Source organism: Prescottella agglutinans, assembly GCF_004011865.1.
Classification (GTDB): Bacteria; Actinomycetota; Actinomycetes; order Mycobacteriales; family Mycobacteriaceae; genus Prescottella; species Prescottella agglutinans.
In genome coordinates this window covers 241,525-267,934 of the sequence record NZ_RKLP01000006.1, presented here as the reverse complement: position 1 = coordinate 267,934, position 26,410 = coordinate 241,525, and the positions used below count along the sequence as shown (strand labels likewise).

36 protein-coding genes and 2 pseudogenes are annotated in these 26,410 nt (G+C 67.0%); 23 read left to right on the top strand and 15 right to left on the bottom strand.

The window, feature by feature from the left end:
* Window positions 1-17 precede the first annotated feature (17 nt).
* Window positions 18-203, top strand: a pseudogene (locus tag EGT67_RS25535) (DNA topoisomerase IB); the annotation flags it as partial.
* Window positions 181-657, top strand: coding sequence for a hypothetical protein (locus tag EGT67_RS25530; protein WP_338324861.1), 477 nt, complete (start codon window positions 181-183; stop codon window positions 655-657). The pseudogene EGT67_RS25535 and the gene EGT67_RS25530, both read left to right, overlap by 23 nt.
* Window positions 658-881: 224 nt before the next feature.
* Here the strand turns inward: EGT67_RS25530 and EGT67_RS13545 are convergent, their stop codons facing one another.
* Entirely contained in the window at window positions 882-1,139 is a 258-nt protein-coding gene (locus EGT67_RS13545) for a DUF6480 family protein (RefSeq protein ID WP_127916585.1), read from the bottom strand.
* Between the two features lie 215 nt (window positions 1,140-1,354).
* On the opposite strand from EGT67_RS13545, the gene EGT67_RS13540 reads away from it, so the two are divergent.
* The 16 genes from EGT67_RS13540 to EGT67_RS13465 all read left to right on the top strand — a co-directional run bounded on the left by EGT67_RS13540 (window position 1,355) and on the right by EGT67_RS13465 (window position 11,218).
* The gene (locus tag EGT67_RS13540) at window positions 1,355-1,978 is read left to right on the top strand and encodes a hypothetical protein (protein ID WP_241566018.1); all 624 of its coding nucleotides are present in this window, start codon (window positions 1,355-1,357) and stop codon (window positions 1,976-1,978) included.
* Window positions 1,979-1,983: 5 nt separating this feature from the next.
* Entirely contained in the window at window positions 1,984-3,045 is a 1,062-nt protein-coding gene (locus tag EGT67_RS13535) for an SRPBCC family protein (RefSeq protein ID WP_127916583.1), read from the top strand.
* Window positions 3,042-3,443 carry a gas vesicle protein GvpJ gene (gene gvpJ / locus EGT67_RS13530; protein ID WP_127916582.1) on the top strand — a complete coding sequence of 134 codons (402 nt, stop codon included), beginning with the start codon at window positions 3,042-3,044 and terminating at the stop codon, window positions 3,441-3,443. Before EGT67_RS13535 ends, gvpJ (EGT67_RS13530) begins: the two co-directional genes overlap by 4 nt.
* Window positions 3,440-4,222, top strand: coding sequence for a GvpL/GvpF family gas vesicle protein (locus EGT67_RS13525; protein WP_127916581.1), 783 nt, complete (start codon window positions 3,440-3,442; stop codon window positions 4,220-4,222). The genes gvpJ (EGT67_RS13530) and EGT67_RS13525 overlap by 4 nt, the downstream gene beginning before the upstream one ends.
* Window positions 4,223-4,225: 3 nt before the next feature.
* Window positions 4,226-4,471 (top strand): gas vesicle protein GvpG, encoded by a 246-nt coding sequence (locus tag EGT67_RS13520; RefSeq protein ID WP_127916580.1) that lies wholly within the window; start codon window positions 4,226-4,228, stop codon window positions 4,469-4,471.
* Window positions 4,472-4,474: 3 nt separating this feature from the next.
* On the top strand, window positions 4,475-4,795 hold the full coding sequence (locus EGT67_RS13515; RefSeq protein ID WP_127916579.1) for a gas vesicle protein GvpO: 321 nt from the start codon (window positions 4,475-4,477) through the stop codon (window positions 4,793-4,795).
* A complete protein-coding gene (locus EGT67_RS13510; protein ID WP_127916578.1) occupies window positions 4,792-5,208 on the top strand; it encodes a gas vesicle protein in 417 nt (138 codons plus the stop codon). Before EGT67_RS13515 ends, EGT67_RS13510 begins: the two co-directional genes overlap by 4 nt.
* On the top strand, window positions 5,195-5,977 hold the full coding sequence (locus tag EGT67_RS13505; protein ID WP_127916577.1) for a GvpL/GvpF family gas vesicle protein: 783 nt from the start codon (window positions 5,195-5,197) through the stop codon (window positions 5,975-5,977). The genes EGT67_RS13510 and EGT67_RS13505 overlap by 14 nt, the downstream gene beginning before the upstream one ends.
* Entirely contained in the window at window positions 5,974-6,177 is a 204-nt protein-coding gene (gvpJ, locus tag EGT67_RS13500) for a gas vesicle protein GvpJ (RefSeq protein ID WP_127916576.1), read from the top strand. Before EGT67_RS13505 ends, gvpJ (EGT67_RS13500) begins: the two co-directional genes overlap by 4 nt.
* A 71-nt stretch (window positions 6,178-6,248) precedes the next feature.
* Window positions 6,249-6,512 (top strand): gas vesicle protein K, encoded by a 264-nt coding sequence (locus tag EGT67_RS13495; protein WP_127916688.1) that lies wholly within the window; start codon window positions 6,249-6,251, stop codon window positions 6,510-6,512.
* A gap of 30 nt (window positions 6,513-6,542) precedes the next feature.
* Entirely contained in the window at window positions 6,543-7,760 is a 1,218-nt protein-coding gene (locus tag EGT67_RS13490) for a glycosyltransferase (protein ID WP_127916575.1), read from the top strand.
* Between the two features lie 117 nt (window positions 7,761-7,877).
* Window positions 7,878-8,318, top strand: coding sequence for an ATP-binding protein (locus EGT67_RS13485; protein ID WP_127916574.1), 441 nt, complete (start codon window positions 7,878-7,880; stop codon window positions 8,316-8,318).
* Window positions 8,315-9,091 carry a SigB/SigF/SigG family RNA polymerase sigma factor gene (locus EGT67_RS13480; RefSeq protein WP_127916573.1) on the top strand — a complete coding sequence of 259 codons (777 nt, stop codon included), beginning with the start codon at window positions 8,315-8,317 and terminating at the stop codon, window positions 9,089-9,091. Before EGT67_RS13485 ends, EGT67_RS13480 begins: the two co-directional genes overlap by 4 nt.
* Window positions 9,092-9,441: 350 nt before the next feature.
* Window positions 9,442-9,783, top strand: a complete 342-nt coding sequence (locus EGT67_RS13475; protein ID WP_127916572.1) for an STAS domain-containing protein — start codon at window positions 9,442-9,444, stop codon at window positions 9,781-9,783.
* Between the two features lie 31 nt (window positions 9,784-9,814).
* A complete protein-coding gene (locus EGT67_RS13470; protein WP_127916571.1) occupies window positions 9,815-10,549 on the top strand; it encodes a GAF and ANTAR domain-containing protein in 735 nt (244 codons plus the stop codon).
* A gap of 183 nt (window positions 10,550-10,732) precedes the next feature.
* Window positions 10,733-11,218: a CinA family protein gene (locus EGT67_RS13465; RefSeq protein ID WP_127916570.1), complete on the top strand. Its 486-nt coding sequence runs from the start codon at window positions 10,733-10,735 to the stop codon at window positions 11,216-11,218.
* Between the two features lie 28 nt (window positions 11,219-11,246).
* Here EGT67_RS13465 and EGT67_RS13460 read toward each other — a convergent pair whose 3' ends face one another.
* Window positions 11,247-12,425 carry a zinc-dependent alcohol dehydrogenase gene (locus tag EGT67_RS13460; protein WP_127916569.1) on the bottom strand — a complete coding sequence of 393 codons (1,179 nt, stop codon included), beginning with the start codon at window positions 12,423-12,425 and terminating at the stop codon, window positions 11,247-11,249.
* Between the two features lie 226 nt (window positions 12,426-12,651).
* Between EGT67_RS13460 and mbp1 the strand changes: the two genes are divergently transcribed.
* From mbp1 to EGT67_RS13440, 4 genes are all read left to right on the top strand, one after another.
* On the top strand, window positions 12,652-12,897 hold the full coding sequence (gene mbp1, locus EGT67_RS13455; RefSeq protein WP_127916568.1) for a microaggregate-binding protein 1: 246 nt from the start codon (window positions 12,652-12,654) through the stop codon (window positions 12,895-12,897).
* 78 nt (window positions 12,898-12,975) lie between these two features.
* A complete protein-coding gene (locus EGT67_RS13450) occupies window positions 12,976-13,617 on the top strand; it encodes a HemK2/MTQ2 family protein methyltransferase (RefSeq protein WP_421958129.1) in 642 nt (213 codons plus the stop codon).
* Window positions 13,614-13,856: a CDGSH iron-sulfur domain-containing protein gene (locus tag EGT67_RS13445; RefSeq protein WP_127916566.1), complete on the top strand. Its 243-nt coding sequence runs from the start codon at window positions 13,614-13,616 to the stop codon at window positions 13,854-13,856. Before EGT67_RS13450 ends, EGT67_RS13445 begins: the two co-directional genes overlap by 4 nt.
* Before the next feature lie 33 nt (window positions 13,857-13,889).
* Window positions 13,890-14,906, top strand: a complete 1,017-nt coding sequence (locus tag EGT67_RS13440) for an iron-containing redox enzyme family protein (protein WP_127916687.1) — start codon at window positions 13,890-13,892, stop codon at window positions 14,904-14,906.
* Between the two features lie 60 nt (window positions 14,907-14,966).
* Here the strand turns inward: EGT67_RS13440 and EGT67_RS25315 are convergent.
* Both EGT67_RS25315 and EGT67_RS13430 read right to left on the bottom strand, forming a co-directional pair.
* Window positions 14,967-15,074 (bottom strand): annotated as a pseudogene (locus tag EGT67_RS25315) (ChaB family protein); the annotation flags it as partial.
* Between the two features lie 98 nt (window positions 15,075-15,172).
* Window positions 15,173-16,141, bottom strand: coding sequence for a TIGR03557 family F420-dependent LLM class oxidoreductase (locus tag EGT67_RS13430; protein ID WP_127916565.1), 969 nt, complete (start codon window positions 16,139-16,141; stop codon window positions 15,173-15,175).
* A 651-nt stretch (window positions 16,142-16,792) separates the two neighbouring features.
* Here EGT67_RS13430 and EGT67_RS13420 point away from each other — a divergent pair.
* Window positions 16,793-18,259, top strand: a complete 1,467-nt coding sequence (locus EGT67_RS13420) for an aminotransferase class I/II-fold pyridoxal phosphate-dependent enzyme (RefSeq protein WP_127916563.1) — start codon at window positions 16,793-16,795, stop codon at window positions 18,257-18,259.
* 17 nt (window positions 18,260-18,276) lie between these two features.
* Here EGT67_RS13420 and hisI read toward each other — a convergent pair whose 3' ends face one another.
* Genes hisI through hisD form a run of 11 tightly spaced genes read right to left on the bottom strand, consistent with a single transcriptional unit; the run spans window position 18,277 to window position 26,288 of the window.
* Window positions 18,277-18,624 carry a phosphoribosyl-AMP cyclohydrolase gene (gene hisI / locus EGT67_RS13415; protein ID WP_127916562.1) on the bottom strand — a complete coding sequence of 116 codons (348 nt, stop codon included), beginning with the start codon at window positions 18,622-18,624 and terminating at the stop codon, window positions 18,277-18,279.
* Window positions 18,621-19,394 (bottom strand): imidazole glycerol phosphate synthase subunit HisF, encoded by a 774-nt coding sequence (gene hisF / locus EGT67_RS13410; RefSeq protein ID WP_127916561.1) that lies wholly within the window; start codon window positions 19,392-19,394, stop codon window positions 18,621-18,623. The genes hisI and hisF overlap by 4 nt, the downstream gene beginning before the upstream one ends.
* Window positions 19,391-20,224 carry an inositol monophosphatase family protein gene (locus EGT67_RS13405; RefSeq protein WP_127916560.1) on the bottom strand — a complete coding sequence of 278 codons (834 nt, stop codon included), beginning with the start codon at window positions 20,222-20,224 and terminating at the stop codon, window positions 19,391-19,393. The genes hisF and EGT67_RS13405 overlap by 4 nt, the downstream gene beginning before the upstream one ends.
* A 14-nt stretch (window positions 20,225-20,238) precedes the next feature.
* Window positions 20,239-20,973: a bifunctional 1-(5-phosphoribosyl)-5-((5-phosphoribosylamino)methylideneamino)imidazole-4-carboxamide isomerase/phosphoribosylanthranilate isomerase PriA gene (gene priA, locus EGT67_RS13400; protein WP_127916559.1), complete on the bottom strand. Its 735-nt coding sequence runs from the start codon at window positions 20,971-20,973 to the stop codon at window positions 20,239-20,241.
* 18 nt (window positions 20,974-20,991) lie between these two features.
* Window positions 20,992-21,276, bottom strand: a complete 285-nt coding sequence (locus tag EGT67_RS13395) for a hypothetical protein (protein ID WP_421958128.1) — start codon at window positions 21,274-21,276, stop codon at window positions 20,992-20,994.
* Window positions 21,273-21,908 (bottom strand): imidazole glycerol phosphate synthase subunit HisH, encoded by a 636-nt coding sequence (hisH, locus tag EGT67_RS13390; protein ID WP_127916558.1) that lies wholly within the window; start codon window positions 21,906-21,908, stop codon window positions 21,273-21,275. The genes EGT67_RS13395 and hisH overlap by 4 nt, the downstream gene beginning before the upstream one ends.
* The gene (locus EGT67_RS13385) at window positions 21,905-23,068 is read right to left on the bottom strand and encodes an MFS transporter (RefSeq protein WP_127916557.1); all 1,164 of its coding nucleotides are present in this window, start codon (window positions 23,066-23,068) and stop codon (window positions 21,905-21,907) included. Before EGT67_RS13385 ends, hisH begins: the two co-directional genes overlap by 4 nt.
* Entirely contained in the window at window positions 23,068-23,220 is a 153-nt protein-coding gene (locus EGT67_RS25085; protein WP_164877562.1) for a hypothetical protein, read from the bottom strand. The genes EGT67_RS13385 and EGT67_RS25085 overlap by 1 nt, the downstream gene beginning before the upstream one ends.
* A 4-nt stretch (window positions 23,221-23,224) precedes the next feature.
* Window positions 23,225-23,839, bottom strand: coding sequence for an imidazoleglycerol-phosphate dehydratase HisB (hisB, locus tag EGT67_RS13380; protein ID WP_127916556.1), 615 nt, complete (start codon window positions 23,837-23,839; stop codon window positions 23,225-23,227).
* Entirely contained in the window at window positions 23,836-24,969 is a 1,134-nt protein-coding gene (locus tag EGT67_RS13375) for a histidinol-phosphate transaminase (RefSeq protein ID WP_127916555.1), read from the bottom strand. Before EGT67_RS13375 ends, hisB begins: the two co-directional genes overlap by 4 nt.
* Window positions 24,966-26,288, bottom strand: a complete 1,323-nt coding sequence (hisD, locus tag EGT67_RS13370) for a histidinol dehydrogenase (RefSeq protein WP_127916554.1) — start codon at window positions 26,286-26,288, stop codon at window positions 24,966-24,968. The genes EGT67_RS13375 and hisD overlap by 4 nt, the downstream gene beginning before the upstream one ends.
* Between the last annotated feature and the right edge of the window lie 122 nt (window positions 26,289-26,410).

Below are 26,410 nucleotides of genomic sequence, written 5' to 3'. Positions count from 1 at the left end.
GCGGGTATCCGCCGAGCATGACCGATTTCGACGGACTGCGTCGCAGCAACGTCGACGAACCCGGAATCTCGCGCCGCCGGCGCGGGAGCGGGTTCGAGTACCGTGACGCCTCCGGCGCTCGACTGCACGACGCGACTCTGGAGAGAATTCGATCTCTGGCGGTCCCCCCTGCCTGGCGCGATGTGTGGATCTGCGCGGATCCGTCGGGGCATCTGCACGGACGACGCCGGACGGCGCCAGTACGTCTACCACCCGCGGTGGCGCGAGCAGCGGGACCGGGAGAAGTACGACAGGGTCCTGAGGCTGCAGCCGAACCTTCCGACGTTCCGGCAGGAGGTGGTCGACCGTCTCGCCGACCGCGGTGCGACGCGGAGCAGGGTCGTTCACGTCGCGCTGCGGCTCCTCGATCTCGGCGCCTTTCGTATCGGCAACGTCGAGGGCGTCCTCCGGACGCCAGATTTCTGGCCTATCGGACGCCCGAAGGCTGGCACGATCGAGCTGACGAGATCGGCGAACGGTTCCATGAGCTACTCAGTGATGAGTTCACCCCCAAGGATCTGCGCACCTGGAACGCAACGGTATTCGCGGCGGCGACCCTCGCCGACACGGAGATCCCGAGGTCCCGCCGAGCACTGCGCCGAACCGAACTCGCAGTGATGCGGACGGTCGCGACCGAACTCGGCAACACCGCAGCAGTAGCGCGGGCTTCGTATGTGGACCCACGAGTCGTGACGGCCTTCGAAGCGGGCCGGACCATCCGACCGATCGACAGCTGGCCCGAGATCAATGTGAGGGCGGAGCGGCGGGCAGTGTTGGACCAAGAGGTCGTCGACCTGATCGCTTCGGTCGAAGAACGAGCGGCATCCTGAAGACGTGGCCCGTCACCAGACCCCGGTCGCCATCAGGATGAGCCCCACCACCACGACGAGGAACACCACCACGATGGCGGCGACGACCACGATCGTCGCCACACCCGTCGCGGGGAAGTGATCACGGGTGTCCGGCTCGTGCTCGGACACCCTGTGGGTTCCTCCCGATGCCGGCGGTGTGGATCCGGTAGGAACTCCCCCGCCCGGCTCGAGGTCGGGGGTGTTGCGCGGATCAGGGTCCGGTCCGCGCGATGCGCTCGGTTCGGTCATGACGGCCTCCTCACCAACGCCTCGCGCATACCCGTTCTCGAGCCGTTTCATTCGCCGTCCGCGCCCTACGGCCTCTCCGCGACTTTTCCGCCGTTTCGTGTTTGCGGGCCCACCACGTTGGTTAACCCTCCCGTGAGTCGGCGTCGATCCGGACCGTCGGGGTACCGGAGACCCGATTTGAATCCACAGAGGAGACCACGGTCATGAAAGGTGGCATGCGTGTCGCCCTCGCCGTGGCGGCCGGATACTTCCTCGGCCGCACACGCAAGATGAAGGCCGCGCTTATGCTCGCCGGCGCGGGAGCGACCGGTCGGCTTCCGAGCAGTTCACAGGGGCTGGTACGTGAGGGCGTGAAACGACTGGGCAACTCCGCCGAGGTATCGAAGCTCGCAGAAAGCTTGCGTGGCGAGTTGGTCGACGCCGCCAAGCACGCCGCGGTCGCAGCGGCGAGCAACCGGATCGACGCCCTGACGGATCGGATCGAAGGGGTGACCGAGGGTGTCACCAAGGGCGTGACCGGCGTGCTGGCGCCCGAGGAGGAACACGAGGACACCGAAGCATCCGAGGCTGAAGACGACTCGGCCCGCGACAAGGGAACCGCGTCCGAGGAACGACCGAAGAAGTCGACGGCCGCCGATCGCGACGACGAGGATCGAGCGGGCGAACACCACGACGGCGACGGGCACACCGAAGCACCACGGCGCCGATCCACATCGACTCGGGCAAGGTCGACTCGGAGTAGCAGTCCCCGAACCCGCAAAGCTGCCCAACCGAAGACCCGGACAACTTCGCGATCCGCCTCCTCGGACGACGCGCCGGTGCGGCGCACCGGGAGGTGAACGGCATGGCCACGACCCAGGAAGCGAAGAAGTCGACAAGCGGTACGGACCAACTCAAGGACTCACTCCAGCACCTCGTCGGAGCAGTCACCGAGAAGGGTGTGAAGTCACTGACGGACACCGTGGCGTCGACGGTCGGGCACCTCGACGAGTTCACTGCCGGCGGCGGAAAAGGAGGCCTCGCCACCGCGGTGACAGGGTTGGCGCAGGGCGAATCTCCAGCCAAAGCCGCGATGAAGGCGGGGTGGTCGAGCCTCACCGGCAAGATCAAGGAGAAGGGCCGCGACCTCAAGGAGACCCTGACCGGAGGCAAGGGCAAGGGGAAGGGCAAGGGCCGCAAGATCGTCAACATCGTCGAACAGATCGACGTCGGCGCTCCGATCGATCTTGTGTACGACCAGTGGACACAGTTCACCGATTTCCCCGGATTCATGAAGAAACTCGAACAGGTCGAGCAGGTCTCGGACGAGAAACTGCAGTGGAAGGCGCAGGTCTTCTGGTCGCATCGTTCGTGGGAGTCGACGATCCTCGAGCAGGTCCCCGACGAACGCATCGTGTGGCGTTCCAAGGGAGCCAAGGGCTATCTGGACGGCGCCGTCACCTTCCACGAACTCGCACCCGGACTGACGCGTGTTCAGGTGATCATCGAGTACCACCCACAGGGCTTCTTCGAGAAGACCGGCAATATCTGGCGGGCACAAGGTCGCCGTATCAGACTGGAGCTCAAGCACTTTCAACGCCACGTCATGATGCAGACGGTGCTGCACCCGGACGACGTGGAGGGCTGGCACGGCGAAATCCACGACAGCGAGGTCGTGCCGCCCGAGGAACTGGAAGAGCAGAGGGAGCAGGAGGAACTCGAGGAACCGGAAGAACTGGACGGAGAGGAAGAAGAGGAAGGAGAAGAAGAAGAGGGTCGCGACCGCGCGGACATGGAAGGCGCCGCTTCGGACGAGGCGCCTGACGACGAGCGGGAAGGCGATCGGGAACCCGACGACGAAGACGAGGACGAAGACGAGGCGGAGCCGCAAACGGGGCGACGCCGGAAGCAGGGGGCAGCCCGATGACCATCATGCAAGGCGGCGGAGGTGCGGGCGGAGGCCCGAGTTCCAGTAGCCTCGCCGACGTGATCGACACGATCCTGGACAAGGGTCTCGTCATCGACGCGTACGTCCGCGTGTCCCTGGTGGGCATCGAAATTCTCACCGTCGATGCGCGCGTCGTGGTCGCCAGCGTCGATACCTATCTGCGTTTCGCCGAGGCAGTCAATCGATTGGAGATCTCCAGCACCCAACCCAAGGGTCTACCGGACATGGTGGACGGCATGACCCAGGGTGCCGCACGATCCAAGTCCAAGGGCGCGATCGAGGCGGCCGGCGAGAAGGTGGCCGACTTCCTCGGCAGTGTCGAAGAGGCCCGCGAAAAGCAGCCACGAGGACGATCCCGCGGAGGCAGCGAGCAATGACCGACCAGAAATCCGAGAGCGGCGACCACACTACGGCGGTATACGTCTACGGACTGGTGCCGGCGGATGTCGAGGTGAAGCCGGACGCCACCGGCATCGGCACGCCTCCCGCCCCGCTGTCCACCGTCACCTTCGACGACATCGCGGCGCTCGTCAGCGAGATCGACCCGGACGGCCCGGTGGGGACACCGGAAGATCTACGTGCCCATGCCAGGATTCTCGACACCACTGCCGCGGTCGCACCGGTGCTGCCGTTCCAGTTCGGCGCGGTGATGACCGATGCCGACGCGGTGGTGTCCGAACTGCTGGAACCTTATCGCGACGAGTTCACCGACGCGCTCGACCAACTCGAGGGGCTCGTCGAGTACGTGGTGAAGGGCAAGTACGTCGAAGACGCCGTCCTGCGCGAGATCCTGTCGGGGGACGATGAGGCCAACCGGCTCCGGGAGATCATCCGGGACCAGCCAGAGGAGGTCACGCGCGACGCGCGACTTGCGCTCGGCGAGCGCATCGCACAGGAGTTGGAAACCAAACGAGGGCAGGACACACAGCAGCTTCTCGAGGCACTCGAACAGGTGGCCGAGGACGTGAGGGTCCGTGACGTGACCGATGACGAGGATGCCGGTTCGGTGGCCGTCCTGATTGCCGCGGACAACGTCGATGCTCTGGACAAGACGGTGGAGCGCCTGAACCAGGAGTGGGAGGGCCGAGTCGATCTCAGCGTTCTCGGCCCGCTCGCGGCATACGACTTCGCGAAGACACGAGCCCCCGGTAGCTGAGCCATGGGAATCTTCTCTGCCGTCCTCGGACTCCCCCTGGCGCCTGTGCGCGGCGTGGTGTGGCTCGGAGACATAGTTCGCCGACAGGTGGAGGAGGAGCTCTACAGCCCAGCCGCCCTGCGACGCCAGCTCGACGACATCGACAATGCTCGCGCGTCGGGGCAGATCTCCGAGGAAGAGGCCGCGCGCGCCGAGGAGCAAGTGGTTGCCCGAATGACGGGGCGTGAGACAAGCGGCGGAACGGAGTGAGGAATGTCCGGTCCACGAGATCCAGATGAAATGCCGAACGACGCCGGTGCGAGTCCCGATCTGACCGCACCGCAGGCCGCCGCGGAAGCATCCCGTCAGATCGCCGAGCTCACCGGGTGTCCGCCCGTCGGGGCCGTATCCGTCGCGCCCAGCGACGAAGGATGGTCCGTCGAGGTAGAGGTCGTCGAGGATCGCAGGATTCCGTCGTCGTCCGACGTCCTGGCGATCTACGCCGTGGACATGGACTTGGACGGAATGCTGCTTTCCTACAAGCGGATTCAGCAGTACACGCGTGGCCGGTCGCCGAGGGGCGCGGAGCGGTGACGCGGGCTGGAGGCGGAGCCGGCTACCCGCAACCGTACGGTCAGGGTCTCGGTGGCGCCGGACACGAACCGGCGAATCTGGCGGACATCCTCGAACGCGTCCTGGACAAGGGCATCGTCATCGCCGGCGACATTCGCGTCAACCTTCTCGATATCGAACTTCTGACCATCAAGCTCCGCTTGGTCATCGCCTCGTTGGAGACCGCGCGCGAGGTCGGAATCGACTGGTGGGAGCACGATCCCTGGCTCACCGGAGGTAGCAACGACCTCGAACTGGAGAACCGCCGCCTGCGTGACCGCATCGCCGCACTGGAGGCGGGGAACCGCACCGCCGGGGATCTCGCCGCTCCCGGCCGGCAATCGGTCGAGGCCGACCAGCCGGAGGACCAGGAGCACCGTCGTGACCGGGAATGAGGGCGTGTGGGTCTATGCGGTCACGTCCGACGGTTCCTTCCCGGGCGGCATCTCCGGCATCCGGGGTGTAGCGGGCGAATCGTTGCGCACCGTGGCCGACTCGGGTTTGGCGGCCGTCGTCGGGTCGGTCGCTCTCGACGAATTCGGGGAGGCCGCGCTGCACCGCAACCTCGAGGATCTCGATTGGCTCTCGGATACCGCACGCCGTCACGACGCGGTCGTTGCCGCCATCTGCGCAGGGGGCGCGACCATACCCCTTCGTCTCGCCACGGTGTACTACGACGACGAACGTGTGCGAGCCATGTTGCGCGAGAGGGTGGATGAACTCGAAGCGGCGCTGGACAGAATCGCGGACCGGACGGAATGGGGTGTGCGATCCTACGGACACCGTGACAGGCTCGCCGAGAAGGTTCCCGCCTCGGACGAGAGCGGACCAACCTCGGGGACCGCGTATCTCATGCGCAGACGAGCGCAGGCCGCTGCTCGGGAGGACGCGGAATCCGCCGCTGCGGCGATTGCCGACGAAATCTATTCGGAACTGGAGCGCGTCGCAGTCGCCGCCGTTCGACAACGCCCGTCGGCCCCCGGTCTGGCCCCCGAACAGTCCTGGGAGATTCTCAACGCGTCCTATCTGGTCGACAACCGTCGCACCCGCGAGTTCACCTCCGCCGTCGAGGCGATCAACGACCGCATCGAGGGTGCCGAGACGGTCATCACCGGTCCGTGGCCGCCGTACTCGTTCACCGCCGACGAATCGAGAACGAAATGAGCGTCGCTGCATATCCAGATCGCCGGATCGCGCTGGTGGACCTGCTCGATCGTGTCCTCGGCGGCGGTGTCGTGGTGGCCGGCGAGATCACCCTGTCCATCGCGGACGTGGACATGGTCCACATATCGCTGCGAACGCTGGTGTCGTCGGTCAGCGCGCTGATGCCGCCGCCCGAGCAGACGCTGGACCGAGGCCAGTGAAGGATCCCGACGACAGGGACACGCCGGAGGTCGATCCGGCCCCGGGACGGGCGCCGTCGTTACGGCAGCGAATCGATTCGGATCCCGAGTCCGTCGAACGTGGTCTCGTCGCATTGGTGCTCACGCTGGTCGAGCTGCTGCGTCAACTGATGGAGCGACAGGCCCTGCGCCGGGTCGATGTCGGCGACCTGTCCGATGCCCAGATCGAGCGGATCGGGACCACGCTGATGCGGCTCGAGGAGAAAATGGAGGAGTTACGCGAGCACTTCGGACTCACCCCCGAGGACCTGAACATCGATCTCGGTCCGCTCGGTCCGCTCCTGGCCGATGAATGACGGGAAGACTCGTGACGGAGGTACTAGCCGATGAAGATCGCGATGGTCTCCTGTCACGCCAATCCGCTCGCCGCCATGGGCGGGGTGGACTCCGGCGGACAGAACGTCCACGTGGCGGCGCTGTCCGCCGCGCTGGTCGGGCATGGCCACGAAGTCGTCGTCTTCACGCGTCGGGACAGCGAGGCGGCACCGGACGTGGTCCGGGCGCCGGACGGGTACGACCTGGTCCACGTGCCGGCCGGACCACCGGAAAAGGTCCCGAAGGACGAGCTTCTCCCTCACATGCAGGAGTTCGCGTGTGGTCTGCGGGACCATTTCTCCCGGTACGACTTCGACGTCGTCCACTCGCACTTCTGGACGTCCGGACTGACCGCCAGCCTCGCGAGCCGGACCTGCAATCTCCCGGTCGTCCACACCTTCCACGCGCTGGGCATCGTCAAGAGGCGCTATCAGGGCGCTGCGGATACGAGCCCACCGGAGCGAATCCCCTTGGAGTGCAAACTGGGACAGAGCGTGGACGCGGTAGCCGCGACATGCTCGGACGAGGTCTTCGAACTGGTTCGCATGGGGGTCCCGCGCTCGCACATCACCGTCGTGCCGTCAGGCGTCGACGTCGAGGAGTTCCGACCGGACGGTCCCCGTGCTCCGCGCAGCGATCGCCTGCGGCTCACGAGCATCGGGCGGCTGGTCCCCCGCAAAGGATTCGACGTTGCGATCCGCTCGCTGCCGAAGCTCCCGTATGCCGAGCTCGTGATCGCCGGGGGGCCCGCGGACGGCGACGTCGCCGACGACGTCGAGGGACAGAGGTTGCTCGCGCTGGCAGTCGATCTGGGCGTGGCCGACCGACTGGCGATGCCGGGACCGATACCGAGAACCCTCATGCCCGAACTGCTGCGGTCGACCGATGTGGTCGTCTGCTCACCGTGGTACGAGCCGTTCGGGATCGTTCCGCTCGAAGCGATGGCTTGTTCGAAGCCGGTCGTGGCGAGCGCAGTGGGTGGGCTCACCGACACGGTCGTCGACAGCATCACCGGAATCCACGTTCCGCCGCGCAATTCCGACGCGCTCGCGCGGGCGTTGCACGGACTCCTGGGTGAACCGGTGCGGCGTGAGGAGTTCGGTCATGCCGGGCGAGATCGAGCCGTGCAACGCTACTCGTGGGATCGCATAGCCGACGAAACCGAACGGATCTACGAGTCGGTCACGAGGCATCATCTCGCGCGCTCGGCGGGCAGTGTCGGTCGATGAACCGTGACAGAACCCCGAACACACGTTTGGAATCGTCTGGCGCGGGAACTTCTGAATGGTCGGAGCCGTCGAGCCACCCATCAAGGCCGCGGCCGGATCGCTTTCGAGCGAGGGATCATGACTCAGAGTTGCGCGAGCAGGAGAGAGTCCGAGAATTTTGGACCGGTAATCGAACTGCGTACCCCAGCTGAAGCCTCACAGCTGGGCCCGATCCGCGGGGTGTCTGCAGCCCTCGCCGGACAGTGCAACATGAATCTCGATCAGATTGCCGATCTGCGCCTCGCCGTGGACGAGGCCTGCAGTACCCTCGTGCGAATCGCACTCTCGGGAACCGAGATCGTCTGCTGCTTTAGGCTTTCTCCCGACGAGTTCCGGTTCTCCGCCGGCGTCTCGACCACGAGGTCGGACGTCGACTGGCCGTACGAGCGTCGATTCGGGTGGCACGTTCTGCGGACGCTCACCGACGAACTCGAGTTGCACCGACACCTCGGCAACGGTGACGGCAACTCGTCCACGGTGACGATCTCCTTCTCCTTGCGTGGCGGTGACATGACGTGAGCCGACACGTCGCCGACCGGCCCGATGAGTACAGCGATGTGAAACCGATGTTCGTGTCGTTGAGTTCACTCGACCCGGACGATCCGATCCGCCTGGATCTGCGCCGTGACATCATCACCCGCTGCCTACCGCTCGCGGAGCACATCGCGCGCCGCTTCGACCGACGCGGCGAGCCGTTCGACGACCTCCTACAGGTAGCCAGTCTCGGCCTCGTCAATGCGGTGGATCGCTTCGACGTCCATCGCGGATCGGACTTTCTCGCGTTCGCGGTACCGACGATCATGGGCGAAGTGCGCCGCCACTTCCGGGATGCCGGCTGGGCAGTTCGTGTGCCGCGACGGTTGAAGGAACTGCACCTGGACATCGCCAAGGTCGCATCGAGCCTGTCGCAGCGGCTGGGGCGCTCACCGACCACACGCGAATTGGCCGCCGAACTGGGCGTCAGCGAGGAGGACGTCGTCCAGGGCCTGCAGGCCGCGAGCGGCTATCGAACCCTCTCCGTGGACGCCGAGGCAGCGGGAACCGAAACCGGACTGACCCTCGCCGACGTACTGGGAGACCTCGACAGCGATCTCGCCGACGTCGAGAACAGCGAGGTGCTGCGAGTCCTGCTCGAAGACCTGCCCGACCGGGAACGGACCGTGCTCTTGCTGCGCTTCTTCGGTAACCAGACACAGTCGCAGATCGCCGAGCGGATCGGAATCTCCCAAATGCATGTCTCACGCATCCTGTCGGGCACACTCGCCAAGCTTCGCGAGCAGGCGGAGAGATAGATCCTTTCGCTCCACGATCCCGGCCAGATCCGCGGTACGGCTCTGCAGAAGAACCGTCCGCCGACGGACTACCCATTCCTCCTTCCCGGAAACCCGTCCACCGTTTCACCGGCAGAAGGGGTACGGTCGAATAGGAGATCGAAGTGGGTTGAGCAGACAGCCTCGAGTTACACCAGAGACGAATCTTCTGGCCACCGGCGCGGGATCGAGCCGGCGCGTTCCCCGGGACATTCGTTCGTACGGGACGGAGGCACGGTGTGCCTGATTCTGCTATCCCCGCAAACACCTCAGTTCGATCGGACGCCCCAGGGACCGATTGCGAGCGGCCAGCGTGGACTTCACCCCCTGCCGTGGCCGTCATCGAGTTCAGCGCCAGCTTGGACATGAACTCCATCGACCGCTTCCGCCACACCTACAACGCGGTGCTCGAGGAAGTCACCGCCGACGGCTTCACCGACGGCGACCTTATCGTGCTCGACCTGTCGCGGATCGACTTCGTCAGTATCGATGCCACATCCGCACTCGTCGAAGCGAAGGAACGTGCTCGCGACCACGGCTTCGAATTCAAACTCGTCACTGCCACAAGGGGAGTCGACCGTGCCCTCGCGGCTACCGGGGCCGGTCAACTCATCGCGTGCCATCCGACGGTCGAATCCGCAGTGGGCTGCGATCCGATTGGCCAGATGTCCTGATCCCACGGCCGTGCTCTGAAGTGAGGCTGGAATGAACACCGACGAGATCGACTCGTTGGATGAGCGCTTCGACGACCTCAACGCCGCCCTGCAGGAGTTGTCCGACGTTCTGGACGAGTACGACGACCTCGTGGTGGTACTCCAACACCTCGTCGACAGCGTTGTGCGGATCGTTCCGGATGCCGATCTGGCAGGCATCATGCTCCTGACCGACGGCACCGCCGAAACCGTCGCGGCAAACCATCCGCACGTTCGGGATGTCGATGCGGTCCAGTACTCGGGCGACCGAGGACCGTGCCTGGCCGCTGCCCGAGAGGGCCGGCCCGTGATAGCGGACATGGAACAAGTCCGCGCCGCCTGGCCGGAACTGGTGGAACCCGCAGCCCGAATCGGCATCAAGAGCTTCATAGCACTTCCGCTGGTGCTCTCCGACGAGACCCATGGTTCGTTCAATCTCTACAGCAACGATCCCCAGGGCTTCCAGTCGCTGGACGAATCGATCCTCGAGGTCTTCACGACAGCGGCGGTGACGGCATTGCTGCAGGCGGAGCGACACCGGCGGGCAGTGCGTTCCATTCGAAACCTTCAGGCAGCGCTCACCTCACGGGCCGACATCGACCACGCGATCGGTGTCGTCATGGCGCTTCACGGCGTTTCCTCACAGGACGCGTTCGACCGATTGGTCCGCACCTCTCAAGAGTCGAACGTCAAGTTGCGTGCCGTCGCCCACCAACTCCTGGACAAGGTGACCGGCGGATCGGAGTGACGGTTCCGCCGACCAGGCTGATGCACCCGTCATATGGCGAGCGCGGCCAGGGCCACCGCAGCAATCACCACCAAAGCTGCTGTTGCAGTGATGATCCCAGAGGATCACCGCAGCCAGGGAGGAAGCGATGCGGGCGTGGACGATGCCGGAAGCCGACGGACACCGGGGAGGTATAACCGAACAATGACCAGTGCCCCAGACGATGACACGCCGTCCTCGCTGGCCGAGAAAGTGGCCGACCTCGCTGCTTCGTCCGGGCGACAGGTCGCCACCGCAGAATCTCTGACCGGCGGCCGCATCTCATGCCTACTGGGAGCGGCGCCGAATTCCTCCGCTTGGTTCCGCGGCAGCATCGTCGCGTATTCCCGCGAGGTCAAACATCAGTTGTTACAGGTCCCGCCGGGTCCCGTCGTCTCGGCGGACAGCGCGGCGACGATGGCCGCCAGCACCGCCCGCCTGTTGGGCGCCGACACGGTGATCGCAGTGACGGGCGCCGCCGGACCGGGGGCGCACGATGGCCAGGATCCCGGAACAGTGTGGTTCGGTCTGTACGACCGGGGCACCGTGACCACGCAGATGAAGACATTCGCCGGCCACCCGGACGACGTGGTCGAGACGACCGCGGGACACGCGCTGGACATGCTCGCGCACTGCATCGCCGATGAATGACCGATCGAGGACGGCACTGTGGCGGACGTCAGGGCTGCAGGAGGATCTTCACTGCGCCGTCTTCCTTCTTCTGGAAGATCTCGTACGCGTGCGGAGCGTCGCTCAACGGAAGGCGATGGGTGGCGAACGTTTCGACACCGAGCGGATCGCCATCGATCAGGAGCGGGAGGATGTCGTCCACCCAACGCTTGACATTCGCTTGCCCCATCCGAATCTGGATCTGCTTGTCGAAGATCTCGAACATCGGCAGCGGGTCGAGGGCACCCCCGTAGACGCCGACGATCGAGATCGTCCCGCCCCGGCGGACGACGTCGATCGCCGCGTTCAATGCGGCGAGCCTGTCGATACCGGCATGGGTGAACAGTGGCGCAGCAACCACATCGGGCATGTACGAAGCCGCCTGTTGCACAAGCTTCGCGCCGGCCGACCCGTGCGCTTCCATGCCCACCGCGTCGATCACGGCATCGGAACCCCGGCCGTCGGTCAGGTCCCTGACGGTTGCACCGATGTCATCGTGTTCGCGTAGGTCGAGTACCTCGATACCACGATCCCGCAGTCGCGCAAGGCGTTCGGGAACCAAGTCGACCCCGATGACCCGCACCCCTCGCTGCGTGGCGATACGAGCCGCCATGTCGCCGATGGGACCGAGGCCGAACACGGTCAACGACTGACCGCCGTGAACGCCCGCATACGCTACCGCCTGCCAGGCAGTGGGCAGCACATCGGACAGGTAGACGAAGCGGTCATCCGGGGGCCCCTCCGGAACTTTGATGTGGGTGTACTGTGCCTGAGGGACCCGCAGGTACTGGGCCTGCCCGCCAGGTACGCTTCCGTAGAGTTTGGAGTAGCCGAACAGGGCTGCTCCCGTTCCCTCGGACCTCACCTGCGTTGTCTCGCACTGGGTTTGAAGGCCACTTTCGCACATGAAACAATGCCCACACGAGATCTGGAACGGTATGACCACCCGGTCACCCACCGAGAGATCCCCGACTTCGCGACCGACTTCTCTGACGACACCGAGGGGCTCGTGCCCGAGGATGTCGCCGGGATTCATGAACGGCCCGAGCAACTCGTACAGGTGGAGATCGGAGCCGCAGATATTCGTGGTCGTCACTTCTACGATCGCATCGGTCGACTCTCTGATCGCAGGATCCGGGACCGTGTCGACACTGACGTGTCGTCTTCCTTGCCAGGTCACAGCTTTCACGGGAGCTCCTCCACTCGGCACTACTCTCGAATGCGTACCCCGAACGGCTGGTAGCAAACGTCGTCCGCACTCGTTGGCCTCGCCGTCGCCACTCTGGGTCTGACGACAACGCCTCGCTTTCCGACCAGGTCGGCCACTGAGGGGTCGAGCGCATTGGCGATGTTTGCCGGATGCTCCATTCGGGTAGCGCTACGAAGTCGTTGTCGGACGAAGGGAATCGATGATCATGACAGACAAGAAGAAGTCAGGACCCGCGGAGGCGGTCAAGGGCGTCGTCGAAGGCGTCAAAGGCAAGACCAAAGAGGCTGCCGGCGCAGTGACCGGTCAGGACGACATGGTCCGCGAGGGGAAGGCCCAGCAGGCGAAGGGTTCGGCACAGCGCGAAGCGGCAGCGAAGGAGGCCGAGGCAGAGAAGGCACGCGGCAAGGCGTCGGCTCAGGAAGCACGACAGCGAGCCCACCAGGACAAGTAGCATCCGATGCGGTGGACGACGGCCCGGCCCACGCGCCGATCCGGTGAACTCACCGGACGTCCGCGGCGCCCGCATCGATTGGTGCGGCTACCTGGGGTTTATCCGCCCCAAGCGGACAGTTTCCTCTTGGCGCGCACACTTGTATGCGAACCGATCGAGCACCGGACCCGCGTCTTGGACGTGGGTGCCGGTACCGGTCTCCTGTCCGTGTCCGCCGGACTCGCGGGCACGGCCCGGATCACCGCGGTCGACGTCGACCGCCGCTCCCTGCTGAACACACGATTGAACGCGGCGCTGAACGGTGTCCGCGTACGGGTGGTGCACGGAGATCTCGTTCGACCACTGCACGGAAGCCAATTCGACGTCGTCGTCACCAATCCCCCGTACGTGCCGACTGCCGAAGAACACCTGCCGACCAGGGGCTTGGCGAGATGCTGGGATGCCGGGCGAGACGGCCGCGCATACATCGACCGGATCTGCAGGGACGTCCCGGAACTCCTTGCATCCGGAGGTGTTCTGCTGCTCGTCCAGTCCACACTCTGCGGAATCGATGCCACCCGCTCGCTTCTCGAACAACAAGGTCTCGACGTCGACGTCGTTGCCGCCGCCAGTATCCCGTTCGGTCCGGTACTTACCGCGAGAGCTGCCATGCTTCGCGAGCGGGGCCTACTCGGAAACGAGGACCACGAAGACATCGTGGTCCTCAGGGCTGTGAAATGACCAGCGCCGATGAGGATGTCACGATCTCGGTGTGCCCCGACGGACCACTGCTCGTGCGGGGATCCGTCGCCGTAGTCGATGGCGCAGGCCGGCAGATCTCCTCACGACCGAGGATCTGTGCACTGTGCCGGTGTGGACGGACAGCCCGCCCCCCGTTCTGCGACGGAACGCACAAACGCCGTAGGCGCACCGATCGCCGGATTGACATCGGACCGCCGAAGAACGAAGGGAGCGATTAGGTGGATGTCGTCGCCGAGCACAAGTTCGAACCCATGCCCATGCCCGAGCCGCGGGGTCCGTTGAGCGCCGGCGTCGTCGACGTCCTGCGCGCCGAGCGCTCCCCCGACGATCTGCCGCCCCCTTCCGTCGATGATCGATACCGGGGCGAGGCTGCGGAGATGCTGCTCGACGACGACGCCCAACTGGCGCTCACGATGCTGTACGAACTGCATCTTGCCGGCATCGCGGGCGTCGACGATTCGTGGGAATGGAACGCGCAGCTGCTCGGCCTGCGGCGAAGTCTCGAGGTTCCGTTCGATGCCGCGCTACGCGCCCAAGCCGAATCGATCACGCTCGCTGCGCGATCCGAATTCGGAGACGACGTGGTGTCGGCGCTGTGGGAGATGACGGCGCCGACGACGGACCCCGGCCTGGCGGGATTCATGGCGGCGGATGCAGACATCGAACAGTTTCGCGAGTTCGTCGTTCACCGGTCCCTCAACCAACTGCGGGAGGCCGACCTCCATACGTGTGGGATCCCGCGACTCCAGGGACCACCGAAGGCGGCGCTGGTCGAGATCCAGTCCGACGAGTACGGCGGCGGGCGGTTCGATCGAATGCACTCTCGACTGTTCGCCCGGACCATGGGTGCGCTCGGCCTGTCGGCGCACTACGCCCACTATGTCGACGCTGTTCCCGCGCTCACGCTGGCGTCTCTGAATGCGTTGTCGTATTTCGGCATCCATCGCGCCCGCCTCGGCGCACTCGTGGGTCACCTGTGTGCCGTCGAAACAACGTCGGCGCTGCCGAGCAAGAGACTGGCGGCCGGACTGCGACGACTCGGGTTCGGCGTCGGGGCGACGCAATTCTTCGACGAACACGTCGAGGCCGATTCGGTGCACGAACAGATCGCGGTTCGGGATCTCGCCGGTGGGCTCGCCATGCAGCAACCCTCGTACCGCGACGACATTCTCTTCGGCGCCGCGACCTGTCTCGTCTTCGACGAGCATCTCGGCGCGCACATGAGTCGGGCCTGGTCTCGCGGCGTTACCTCACTTCGCACGCGATGATCGGGCCGGGCGGAGACGGATGATCGGGCCGGGCGGAGACGTCAGCCGGCGCCGCATCCATCAACCCCGATCCGCGGCGCTTCGACGTCGATTCTCCTTCTCGATCGCTTCGACCAGTTCGTCTTTGCTCATTGTGGAGCGTCCCTCGATGTGCAATCGCTGAACGACGACTCGTCTTCGGCATCGGAAACCTCTCCCTTCTCACCGCGGCGAAAAACGCTCTGTCGCTCTTTGTTCCGGGTCCGAACCAACCGCGTCTCGCGCTGTCACTCACCGATAGCGCTGGACGACAAGGCCGGCGCGAGCTCATCGGCATAGAAGCGGAAAAACCCGTCGACATCGGGGCCGGCGTTGACCAACGCGAGATGGTCGAATCCCGCCTTGGCGTACTTTCGTACCCGTTCAGCGTGGCGTGTGACATTCGGCCCGTATCCGAAGCTCTCGGCGATGTCGGACTCACGGACCACCGATGCCGCAGCCTCGAAGTTGATCGGGTTCGGCAGTTCGGCCTGGACCTTCCAACCTGCAGCCGAGAACCGAAACAGCCGGTGGGCCGATTCCAGCGCCTCCTTGTCGGTGGGCGCCCACGCGAGCGAGACCTCGGCATAACGTGGCCCCGCACCGCCGGCTCGGCTGTACTCGTCCACCAGTTCGGGATCCGCCTCCGTCGCGAAGAGCCCATCTCCGGACTCGGCGGCGATCACGACGGAGCGTCCTCCCGATGCCGCGACCACGATCGGCGGCAGGGGGTCGGGCAGATCGAACACCCGGGCATCTTCGAGGTCGATGTGCCTGCCGTGGTAGCTGTGGTAACCGCCGCTCCACAGCAGACGGATCACCTCGATCGATTCGCGCAGCATCTCGGAGCGCGTCGATGCCGACGGCCACCCCCGTGCAACGACGTGTTCGTTGAGCCGCTCCCCGCTCCCGACCCCGAGGACGAACCTTCCTCCGGACAAGAGTGCGGTCGTCGCGGCTGCCTGAGCGATGATCGCCGGGTGGTATCGGATGAACGGACACGTCACCCCGGTGGCGAGACCCAGGGTCGCCGTCCTCGCCGCAATCGAACCGAGAATCGACCATGCGAAACCCGAATGGTTCTGGTCGTGCAGCCACGGGTGGTAGTGGTCGCTGATCTCGACGAAGTCGAAACCTGCAGCTTCGGCCTGTACCGCCTGCCGAACCAACTCGGTCGGCGAATACGCCTCCGCGAACAGCTTGTATCCGATCTTCACGGTGCTTCCGCTCCCGTTATCGCGCTGCGCCGGAGAAGGTTTCGCCGATCCGGTAAGCCTGTACGAGAAGATCGTCAATGGGACGGGGACAGTGTCGACCGCGCAGCCCCACCGAACGGATGTTTCCAGCTTCGCGACATCCGGGGCGCCGTGTCGGGCGCAGATTGTGCGCGGGTCGGTGCGGCAGCGTCACCTCGATCCACGTTGAGCGCCGCCTGAGTCCGTTCGAGTTCCCGTCGAGTCTGGCGCGACTGACGCGCGCGGCGTCGCGACGCAGCCAGCACCATGCTCAGTCCCAGCATTCCGGCCGCACCCACGACGATTCCCACAAGGAACAAGGCTCCGGTCGAGCCGGTCATGTGCACTCCGAAGACGGAGAATTCGCCGCCCACCATGTGGCTGGTTCCGGTATTCGTGACAACTCCCGCCACACCGATCGCAACGGCCACGATCAGTAGGACGAGTCCGAGAATGTACATGCCTACTCCTGAGACGATTCGCCGGCACAGCTACGTGAATGCGAAGCGGATTCCGTGATGACAGTGACCTACCCGAACCGGGGCGGGACAAACCTCGCCACGGCCGGCGACCGCGAGCCGACCTGCCGTCACGAAGAGATTGTTCGGGAGCGGCGCGGGGTATGCGGAAGTCATGGATCAATCACAGGCACCCCTGTTGGAGGCGTTGGAGCAGTATCACCGATTGAACCGCTACGGGTTCTCGCCGCCCGGGCATCGCCAAGGCCGTGGTGTGGACGCCCGAGTGCTCGAGGCCCTCGGCACCGATCCTTTCCGTTCGGACGTACTTGCCTCGGGCGGTCTCGACGACCGGAAGTCGTCCAACGGCTATCTGGCCGCCGCCGAGCAACTGATGGCCGAGGCGGTGCGCGCCGACCAGGCATTCTTCTCCACCTGCGGTAGCTCGCTGTCCGTCAAGGCAGCGATGATGGCGGTCGCGGGAAACGATCCCGGCGGATTGCTCGTGGCGCGCGACTCGCACAAGTCGATCGTCGCGGGGTTGATCTTCAGTGGTGTCACTCCCCGGTGGATCACCCCACGGTGGGACGAGGACAAGCACCTCTCACATCCGCCCTCCCCGAGCCAGGTACGCGACTCGTGGGACGAGAACCCGGATGCGGCCGGCGCATTGATCGTGAGCCCCAGCCCGTACGGCACCTGCGCGGACATCGGGGCCATCGCCGACGTGTGCCACGAACGAGGCAAGCCGCTGATCGTCGACGAGGCGTGGGGAGCGCACCTCCCCTTCCACGACGACTTGCCGACGTGGGCCATGGACGCGGGCGCCGACGTCTGCGTGGTGAGCATCCACAAGATGGGCGCCGGCTTCGAGCAGGGGTCGGTCTATCACGTGCAGGGCGATCTGGTCGACGGCGCGCACCTGTCGCAGTGTGCGGATCTGCTGATGACCACGAGCCCGAACGTGATGTTGTACTCGGCGATGGACGGGTGGCGGAGACAGATGGTCGAACGCGGCACCGAGTTGCTAGGCCGCGCACTCTCTCTCGCGGGCGAAGAACGTGAGCGAATCGGCGGCATCGGCGGACTCGCCGTGCTCGACGACCGCTTGCTCGGTGAACAGGCCTCCCATGATCTGGACCGATTGCAGATACTCGTCGACGTCAGTGCACTCGGCGTGTCCGGGTACCAATGCACAGATTGGCTCCGGGACCACTGCCACGTCGATCTCGGCATGACCGATCACCGAAGGGTTCTGGCGACGTTGTCGACGGCCGACGACGACACCACCGTCGACCGACTCGTGGAATCCCTCCGGTCCGTGACCCGGGCTGCAGCATCCTTCGATCCGCCGCCACAGATTGCACTGCCGAGTCCCGAGGAGTTGCAACTCGAGTCGGTGCAATCGCCACGCGACGCCTTCTTCGGCAGCGTGGAAATGATCGCCGCCGACCACGCCGCCGGACGCATCGCGGCCGAACAGATCACCCCGTATCCGCCGGGTATTCCCGCGGTGGTCCCGGGTGAACGTCTCGGCCAGGCCGTAATCGACTATCTGCGCAGCGGTGTGGACGCCGGCATGGAGATCCCGGACGCCTCCGACAGATCGCTCGAACACTTCCGCGTCGTCGTCGAACGATGACCTTCCGACGATCGTCGTCAGGACTCGGCGGCGAGCAGCACGTCCGTGTCGAAGCAGGTGTGCGTGCCGGTGTGGCACGCGGCACCCTCCTGGTCGACGATCAGCAGCACGGTGTCGCCGTCGCAGTCGAGGCGCACCTCGTGCACGTACTGCGTGTGGCCGGACGTCTCGCCCTTGACCCAGTACTGCTGACGCGAGCGCGAGTAGTAGGTGCCCTTGCGGGTCTCGAGGGTGCGCGCGAGTGCCTCGTCGTCCATCCACGCGACCATCAGGACGTCGCCGGTGGACTTCTCCTGCGCGACGGCACTGAACAGCCCGGCCTCGTTGCGCTTGAGACGGGCGGCGATCGACGGGTCGAGGCTCATCGGACGGTGATCCCTTCTGCACGCATGGACGCCTTGACGTCCCCGATCGTCATGTCCCCGAAGTGGAACACGCTGGCCGCCAGGACGGCGTCGGCGCCTGCCTCGACGGCGGGCGCGAAGTGTTCGACGGCGCCCGCGCCGCCGCTGGCGATGACCGGCACGTGCACCGCGGCACGGACGGCCCGGATCATCTTCAGGTCGAAGCCGGCTTTGGTGCCGTCGGCGTCCATCGAGTTGAGCAGGATCTCGCCGACGCCCAACTCGGCGCCGCGGATCGCCCACTCGACGGCGTCGATCCCGGTGCCGCGCTTGCCACCGTGCGTGGTGACCTCCCAGCCCGACGGGGTGGGCTCCTGCCCCTCCGGAACGGTGCGGGCGTCGACCGACAGCACGATGCACTGCGAACCGAACCGCTCCGACATCTCCCGCAGCACCTCCGGGCGGGCGATCGCGGCGGTGTTGACGCTGACCTTGTCGGCGCCGGCGCGCAGCAGGCGGTCGACGTCCTCGACGGTCCGCACGCCGCCACCGACGGTGAGCGGGATGAAGACCTGCTCGGCGGTGCGGGTGACGACGTCGAGCATCGTGCCGCGGTCACCGCTGGAGGCGGTGACGTCCAGGAAGGTCAGCTCGTCTGCGCCCTGCGCGTCGTACGTCGCGGCGAGCTCGACCGGGTCACCTGCATCCCGCAGGTTCTCGAAATTGACGCCCTTGACGACGCGACCCGCGTCGACGTCGAGGCACGGGATCACGCGAACAGCCAAAGTCATTGTGGTGGCCCTCCTTCAGGCCTGCCCTCCGGGTCGCCCAGAGAGTGGAGAATGTCGAGCAGTTCGCCGTGCACGCCGGGCGCGGCGGCGAGGACCGAGCGCGAACCGACGTGCCAGTCGTCGCCGCGAAGATCCGTGACCACACCACCGGCGGCCCGCACCAGCGCGACGCCGGCCGCGTTGTCCCACACGTGATGTCCGAACACCACGGCGCCGCCGAGGATTCCGGCGGCGGTGTAGGCGAGATCCGCCCCGGTCGATCCGTGCATCCGGATCCGGGACGAGACGCGGCTCAGCTGACCGAGCAGGTCGAAGCGGTAGGTGCCCGGGATGCGGCCGCGGCTGTCGAGGTTGAACGCTCCGAAGCCGATCATCGCCGACGACAGTTCGCTGCGTTCGAGCGGCGGCAGGGCGACCCCGTTGCGGTACATCGGCCCGCCCTCGGCGGCGGCGAACCGCTCCCCCGTCAGCGGCAACCAGGTCAGCCCCAGCACAGGAACGCCGTCCCGCAGCAGCGCGAGCAGGATGCCCGCGATGGGCAGGCCCGCCGAGTAGTTGAACGTGCCGTCGATCGGATCGAGGATCCACACGTCGCCGCTCGAGAGTTCGGGACCGCCGAATTCCTCGCCGTGGACCTCGATGCCGGTACGCCGCTCGAGTTCTGCCGACACCGACCTCTCGAGTTCGAGGTCGACAGCAGTCGCGAAGTCCTTGGGGCCCTTGCGAACCGCACTCGGCGCGCCGAGCCCCGCGACGAACCGGTCCCGGACGCCGTCGAGAACCTCGCTCGCGATCGCGAGCAGTTCGAGCGGATCCCGGGGCAGGCTCATCGCGGCGATCGTTCCTAGCGCGAGACCGCGGCCAGCGCCTCGGGGAGCGTGAATCGTCCGGCGTAGAGCGCCTTTCCGACGATCGAACCCTCGACGCCCTGGCCGACGAGACCGGCGATGGCCTCGAGGTCGGCGATGGTCGAGACGCCGCCGGAGGCGACGACCGGCGCGTCGGTGGCCGCGCACACCGCGCTGAGCAGCTCGAGGTTGGGGCCGGTGAGGGTGCCGTCCTTGCTGACGTCGGTGACGACGTAGCGCGAGCAGCCGTCACGGTTGAGACGCTCGAGGACCTCCCACAGGTCGCCGCCGTCGGAGACCCAGCCGCGGCCGCGCAGGCGGTAGTCGCCGTCGATCAGCTTGACGTCGAGGCCGACGGCGATGCGCTCGCCGTGCTTCGCGATGGCGCGAGCGCACCAGTCGGGATTCTCGACGGCGGCGGTACCCAGGTTGACGCGGGCGCACCCGGTCGCGAGAGCGGCCTCGAGGGACTCGTCGTCGCGGATACCACCGGACAGCTCGACCTTCACGTCGAGCTCGCCGACGACGGAGGCCAGCAGCTCACGGTTGGATCCACGCCCGAACGCGGCGTCGAGGTCGACAAGATGCACCCACTCGGCACCGTCGTTCTGCCACGCGAGGGCGGCTTCGCGGGGCGCACCGTAACTGGTCTCGCTCCCCGCCTCTCCCTGAACGAGGCGAACAGCTTCACCGTTGGCGACATCTACAGCAGGCAAAAGGACCAGGCTCACTGCGCCGATCCTAGTGGGTCACCGCCCCGGTCCGGGTTTCGGGTCGCCACCGGGCTCGTCACGGTGACCTCGCCGGTCCCCGTAGGCGCGCCTGGTCATGCGTTTCGATACCGCACCCATCCCCGCGATGGCCCCGACCACCCCCGCGAGCGCGATCACGAGCCCGACGACGGGCCCCGGTTCCAGAATCACGATCACCGCGGCGACCACGACCAGGACCGTGGCGGCGGTTCCCATCGTCGCGAGCGCGAGCCGAGCGATCGACAGGTCCCCGCGCGCGTCGTCGTCGGGGTCGCGGGTCACAGGCTACGGACCCAGTTCTCCAGCAGCTGGGCGCCGGCGTCGCCGGACTTCTCGGGGTGGAACTGGGTGGCCGACAGCGGCCCGTTCTCGACGGCCGCGAGGAAGCGGTCGCCGTGCTCGGCCCAGGTCAGCTTCGGCGGCGCGATGATGTCCGACGGCGGCAACTCCCACTTGCGCACACCGTAGGAGTGCACGAAGTAGAACCGGGTCTCCGGGTCCATTCCGGCGAACAGGACACTGTCCTCGGGGGCCTCGACGGTGTTCCAGCCCATGTGGGGCAGGACGTCGGCCTCGAGGCGTTCGACGGTGCCGGGCCACTCGCCGCACCCCTCGGCCTCGACACCGAACTCGACGCCACGCTCGAAGAGGATCTGCATGCCGACGCAGATGCCCAGGACCGGGCGTCCGCCGGCCAGGCGCTGCCCGATGATCCGCTCACCCCTGACCTCCAGCAGGCCCTCCATGCACGCGGCGAAGGCGCCGACGCCGGGCACGACGAGTCCGTCCGCGGCGAGCGCGACCTGAGGGTCGGCGGTCACCTCGATCTGCGCACCGGTGCGGGCGAGGGCGCGCTGCGCCGAGTGGAGATTTCCGGAGCCGTAATCGAGGAGGGCAACCTTGCGTGCGGTCATGGGGAAACTCTATCGGGGACCGGGCCGGGCCCCCGCGCCGCCAGGGCGGCGGGTGCGACGGCCAGGGCGGCGATCGAGGCGAACGTGAACACCGCCGGGTAACCCGCCAGTCCCGCGACCACGCCGAGTGCGAGCGCGCCGACGCCCGTGCCGCCGTCGTACGCGATGTTCCACGCGGCGCTCGCCGCACCCACCCGATCGGGGCCGGCCGACGCGAGCAGCGTGAGCAGCGCCTCGTTCTGGACGGCGCCGAATCCGCCGCCGAAGGCCATGGCACCCAGGACGAGCACGACGTCGCCGCCGATGCCCGCCACCGCGAGCGCCAGCAGACCCATCCCGGCCGCCGCGGACACCAGCGCAGGCACCAGCGTCCGTCCCGCACCGATACGGTCGGCGATCACACCCGCCCCGTAGCGGCCGACCAGCATGGCGCCGGCCGCCGCCGACAGCGCGAATCCGGCGATCGCGGCGCGGCTCTCGGTGGCGATCGGGAGCAGCGAGGACATGCCGCCGTATGCGGCTGCGACGACGAACATCGAGACGCACGGGACCAGCAGCACTTTCACCGGCAGCCCCTTGCGCCCCGTCGGCAGCCCCGGCTTCGCGACCGCGGGTAGCCGCGTGATCGTCACGAGCGACAGCGTGGGGATCAGCGCGCCCAGTACGAAGACCGCCGTGCTGGACCCCGACTCGTAGAGCGCGAGACCGAGCGGCAGGACGATCATCTGGGCCGCCGCGATCGCGACACCGTTCGCGCCGGTGACGCGGCCGAGCAGCTTTCGCGGGGCCAACTCGGCCAGCAGTCCGATCCCGGCGACGGTGACCAGACCGAATCCGATGCCGCGGACCGCGGAGATGACCAGTGCGGGGGCGGTCGCCGTGCTCCACAGGAAGGCGAGGGACGGCGGCCCGAGCAGCACACAGCCGATCGCGAGCACGGCCCGGTAACCGTAGCGGCGCAGCAGGGCCGGCACCTTCAGCTGGGTGGCCACCGTCGTCGCCATGAACACGGCCGTCGAGGCGCCCGCGGCGGCGTCGGAGCCTCCGCCGTCGGCGATGGCCAGCGGGACGACCGGCAGCAGCAGCGACCACCCACCGAACGTGGTGGCACCCATGAGCAGAGCAACCAGGATCCCGCGAGTACGCAGGAGTTCACGCATCAGATCAGCCGCAGGATCCCTGATGCCGCGGCGAGGATCGCGAGTGCCACGAGCACGCCCGAGGCCAGCTTGTTGACCTTCCAGAGCGAGTACGCGCCGCCGATGGCGAAACCCGCACCCAGGAACAGGATGTAGATGAAGACGGTATCCATGGCTCTACAGCGCGCCCTTGGTCGACGGCACGCCCGTCACGCGGGGATCCGGTTCGACGGCCTCGCGCAGTGCGCGGGCGACGGCCTTGAACTCGGCCTCGGTGATGTGGTGCTGGTCGCGCCCGTACAGCACGCGCACGTGCAGCGCGATGCGCGCGTTGAGGGCGATCGACTCGAACACGTGGCGGTTGATCACCGTCGAGTACGGCACACCCGGGTAGCCGCCGATCACGCTGTGCAGCATGTGTTCCGGCTCACCGGTGTGCACGCAGTAGGGACGCCCGGAGACGTCGACCGACGCGTGCGCGAGGGTCTCGTCCATCGGAATGAACGCGTCGCCGAATCGGCGGATGCCCCGCTTGTCGCCGAGCGCCTGACCGAGCGCCTGGCCGAGGACGATCGCGGTGTCCTCGACGGTGTGGTGGGCGTCGATCTCGACATCCCCCTTCGCCTGCACGTTCAGATCGAAGCTGGCGTGCGCGCCCAGCGCGGTCAGCATGTGGTCGAAGAACGGGATTCCGGTCGATACGTTCACGATTCCGGTGCCGTCGAGGTTGAGTTCGACGACGATGCTCGACTCCTTGGTCGTGCGTTCGACGCGCGCGATCCGATCGCTCATCGGGATCCCTTCAATTCGGTGGAGGCAAGTTTCCTGCTGACGCGCAGCAGTTCGTCGTTCTCGGCGACCAGGCCGATCGTGGCGCGCAGGTGGCCGGGGATGCCGACGTCGCGGATCAGCACACCCTCGTCGAGGTAGTGCTGCCACGTGCGGGCGGCGTCCTCGAAGCGTCCGAACAGGATGAAGTTGGCGTCGCTGGGGACGACGGTGTACCCCATCGCGGTCAGCTCGGCGCTCACGCGATCGCGCTCGGACGCGAGTTCGGCGACGCTCCCGAGCGTCTCGTCGGCGTGGCGCAGCGCGGCCCGCGCCGCAGCCTGCGTGACGACCGACAGGTGATAGGGCAAGCGCACCAACAGCATCGCGTCGATGAACGCCGGCGCCGCGACCAGGTAGCCGAGCCGGCCACCGGCGAACGCGAACGCCTTGCTCATCGTCCGGCTCACGACCAGCTTGGTCGGGAACTCGTCGATCAGGCCCACGGCGCTGGGCACCGACGAGAACTCGGCGTACGCCTCGTCCACGATCACGATGCCCGGTGCGGCCGCGAGGATCTGCTTCAGGTCCTCGAGCCCGATGCTGTGCCCGGTCGGGTTGTTGGGGCTGGTGACGAAGACGACGTCGGGACGCCGCTCCTCGATGACGCGCACCGCGGCCGCGGTGTCGAGCGAGAAGTCGTCGTGGCGCGTCGCCGCGATCCACTCGGTCTGGGTGCCGGCGACGAGCAGCGGGTGCATCGAGTACGACGGCACGAAGCCGATCGCGCTCCGGCCGGGCCCACCGAACGCCTGCAGCAACTGCTGCAGAACCTCGTTGGAGCCGTTGGCCGCCCACACGTTGGACACGTCCAGCGCGACGCCGGTCTGTCGGGTCATGTACGCGGCGAGGTCGGTGCGCAGCGCGACGGCGTCACGGTCCGGGTAGCGGTGCAGGTCCGCGGCCGCCGCGCGCACGGCCTCGGCGACGTCGTCGACGAGCGCCTGCGAGGGCGGGTGCGGGTTCTCGTTGGTGTTGAGCTGCACCGGCACCGTCAACTGCGGTGCCCCGTACGGCGACTGGCCGCGCAGACTCTCCCGGATGGGCAGGTCGTCGATGCCGACGCCCGATCCGGGGATCACCCCGGCGCTCACTTGAGAGCCTCGAAACGCAGACGCACGGCCTCTCCGTGCGCCGGGAGGTCCTCGGCGTTGGCGAGCGTGATGACGTGACCGGAGACCTCCTTAAGGGCGGACTCCGAGTAGTCGACCACGTGGATGCCCCGCAGGAACGTCTGGACGCTCAGACCCGACGAGTGCCGCGCGCAACCGGCGGTGGGCAGCACGTGGTTGGAGCCGGCGCAGTAGTCGCCGAGACTGACCGGCGCCCACGGTCCCACGAAGATCGCACCGGCAGAACGCACCTGCGCCGCGACGGCGGACGCGTTCTCGGTCTGGATCTCGAGGTGCTCGGCGGCGTAGGCGTTGACGACCTTCAGGCCGGCCGCGATGTCGTCGACGAGGACGGTGCCGGACTGGCTGCCGCGCAGCGCGGTCTCGACGCGCTCACGGTGCTTGGTGATCTCGAGCTGGGCCGCGAGCGCCTTGTCGACGGCGTCGGCCAGTTCGGTGCTGGTGGTCACCAGCACGCTCGCGGCCATGACGTCGTGCTCGGCCTGGCTGATCATGTCGGCGGCCACGTGCACCGGATCGGCGGTGTGGTCGGCGAGGATCGCGATCTCGGTCGGCCCGGCCTCGGCGTCGATGCCGACCAGCCCGCGGCACAGCCGCTTGGCGGCGGTGACGTAGATGTTGCCGGGACCGGTGATGAGGTCGACCGGCGCGAGTTCGGAGCCGTCGGTGTCGGTGCCGCCGTAGGTGAGCAGCGCGACGGCCTGCGCGCCGCCGACGGCCCACACCTCCTCGACACCGAGCAGCGCGGCCGCGGCGAGGATCGTCGGGTGCGGCAGGCCGCCGAACGCGGCCTGCGGCGGGGATGCGACGACGAGCGACTCGACGCCCGCGGCCTGGGCCGGCACGACGTTCATCACGACCGACGACGGGTACACGGCGTTGCCGCCGGGCACGTACAGGCCGACGCGCTCGACCGGCACCCAGCGCTCGGTGACGGTGCCGCCGGGCACCACCTCGGTAACGGTGTCGGTGCGGCGCTGGTCGGCGTGGACCTTGCGGGTCCGCTCGATCGCGACCTCGAGGGCGGCGCGCACGTCGGCGTCGAGTTCCGCGAGGGCGCGGTCCAGCTCGGCCTGCGGGACGCGGACCGTCGCGGGGCGGACGCCGTCGAACTTCTCGCCGTACTCGAGGGCGGCCTCGGCGCCGCGGTCACGGATGTCCTCGACGACGGGACGGACCTGATGCAGCACCGCGTCCACGTCCACTCCGCCACGAGGCAGTGCGCCTCGGAGCTCAGCGGTGGAAGGGGTACGACCGCGAAGGTCGGTGCGGGCAAGCATGAGAGGTCCTCTCTGGAGAACGGGGTTTACACCGATTATCCGTGATAGGTGCAAGTTGCTTTCGCTCCGGCCCCACGCGCGCGTCGAACGGGTCACCTCCGGCGGCGAGCGGCATGTCTGAA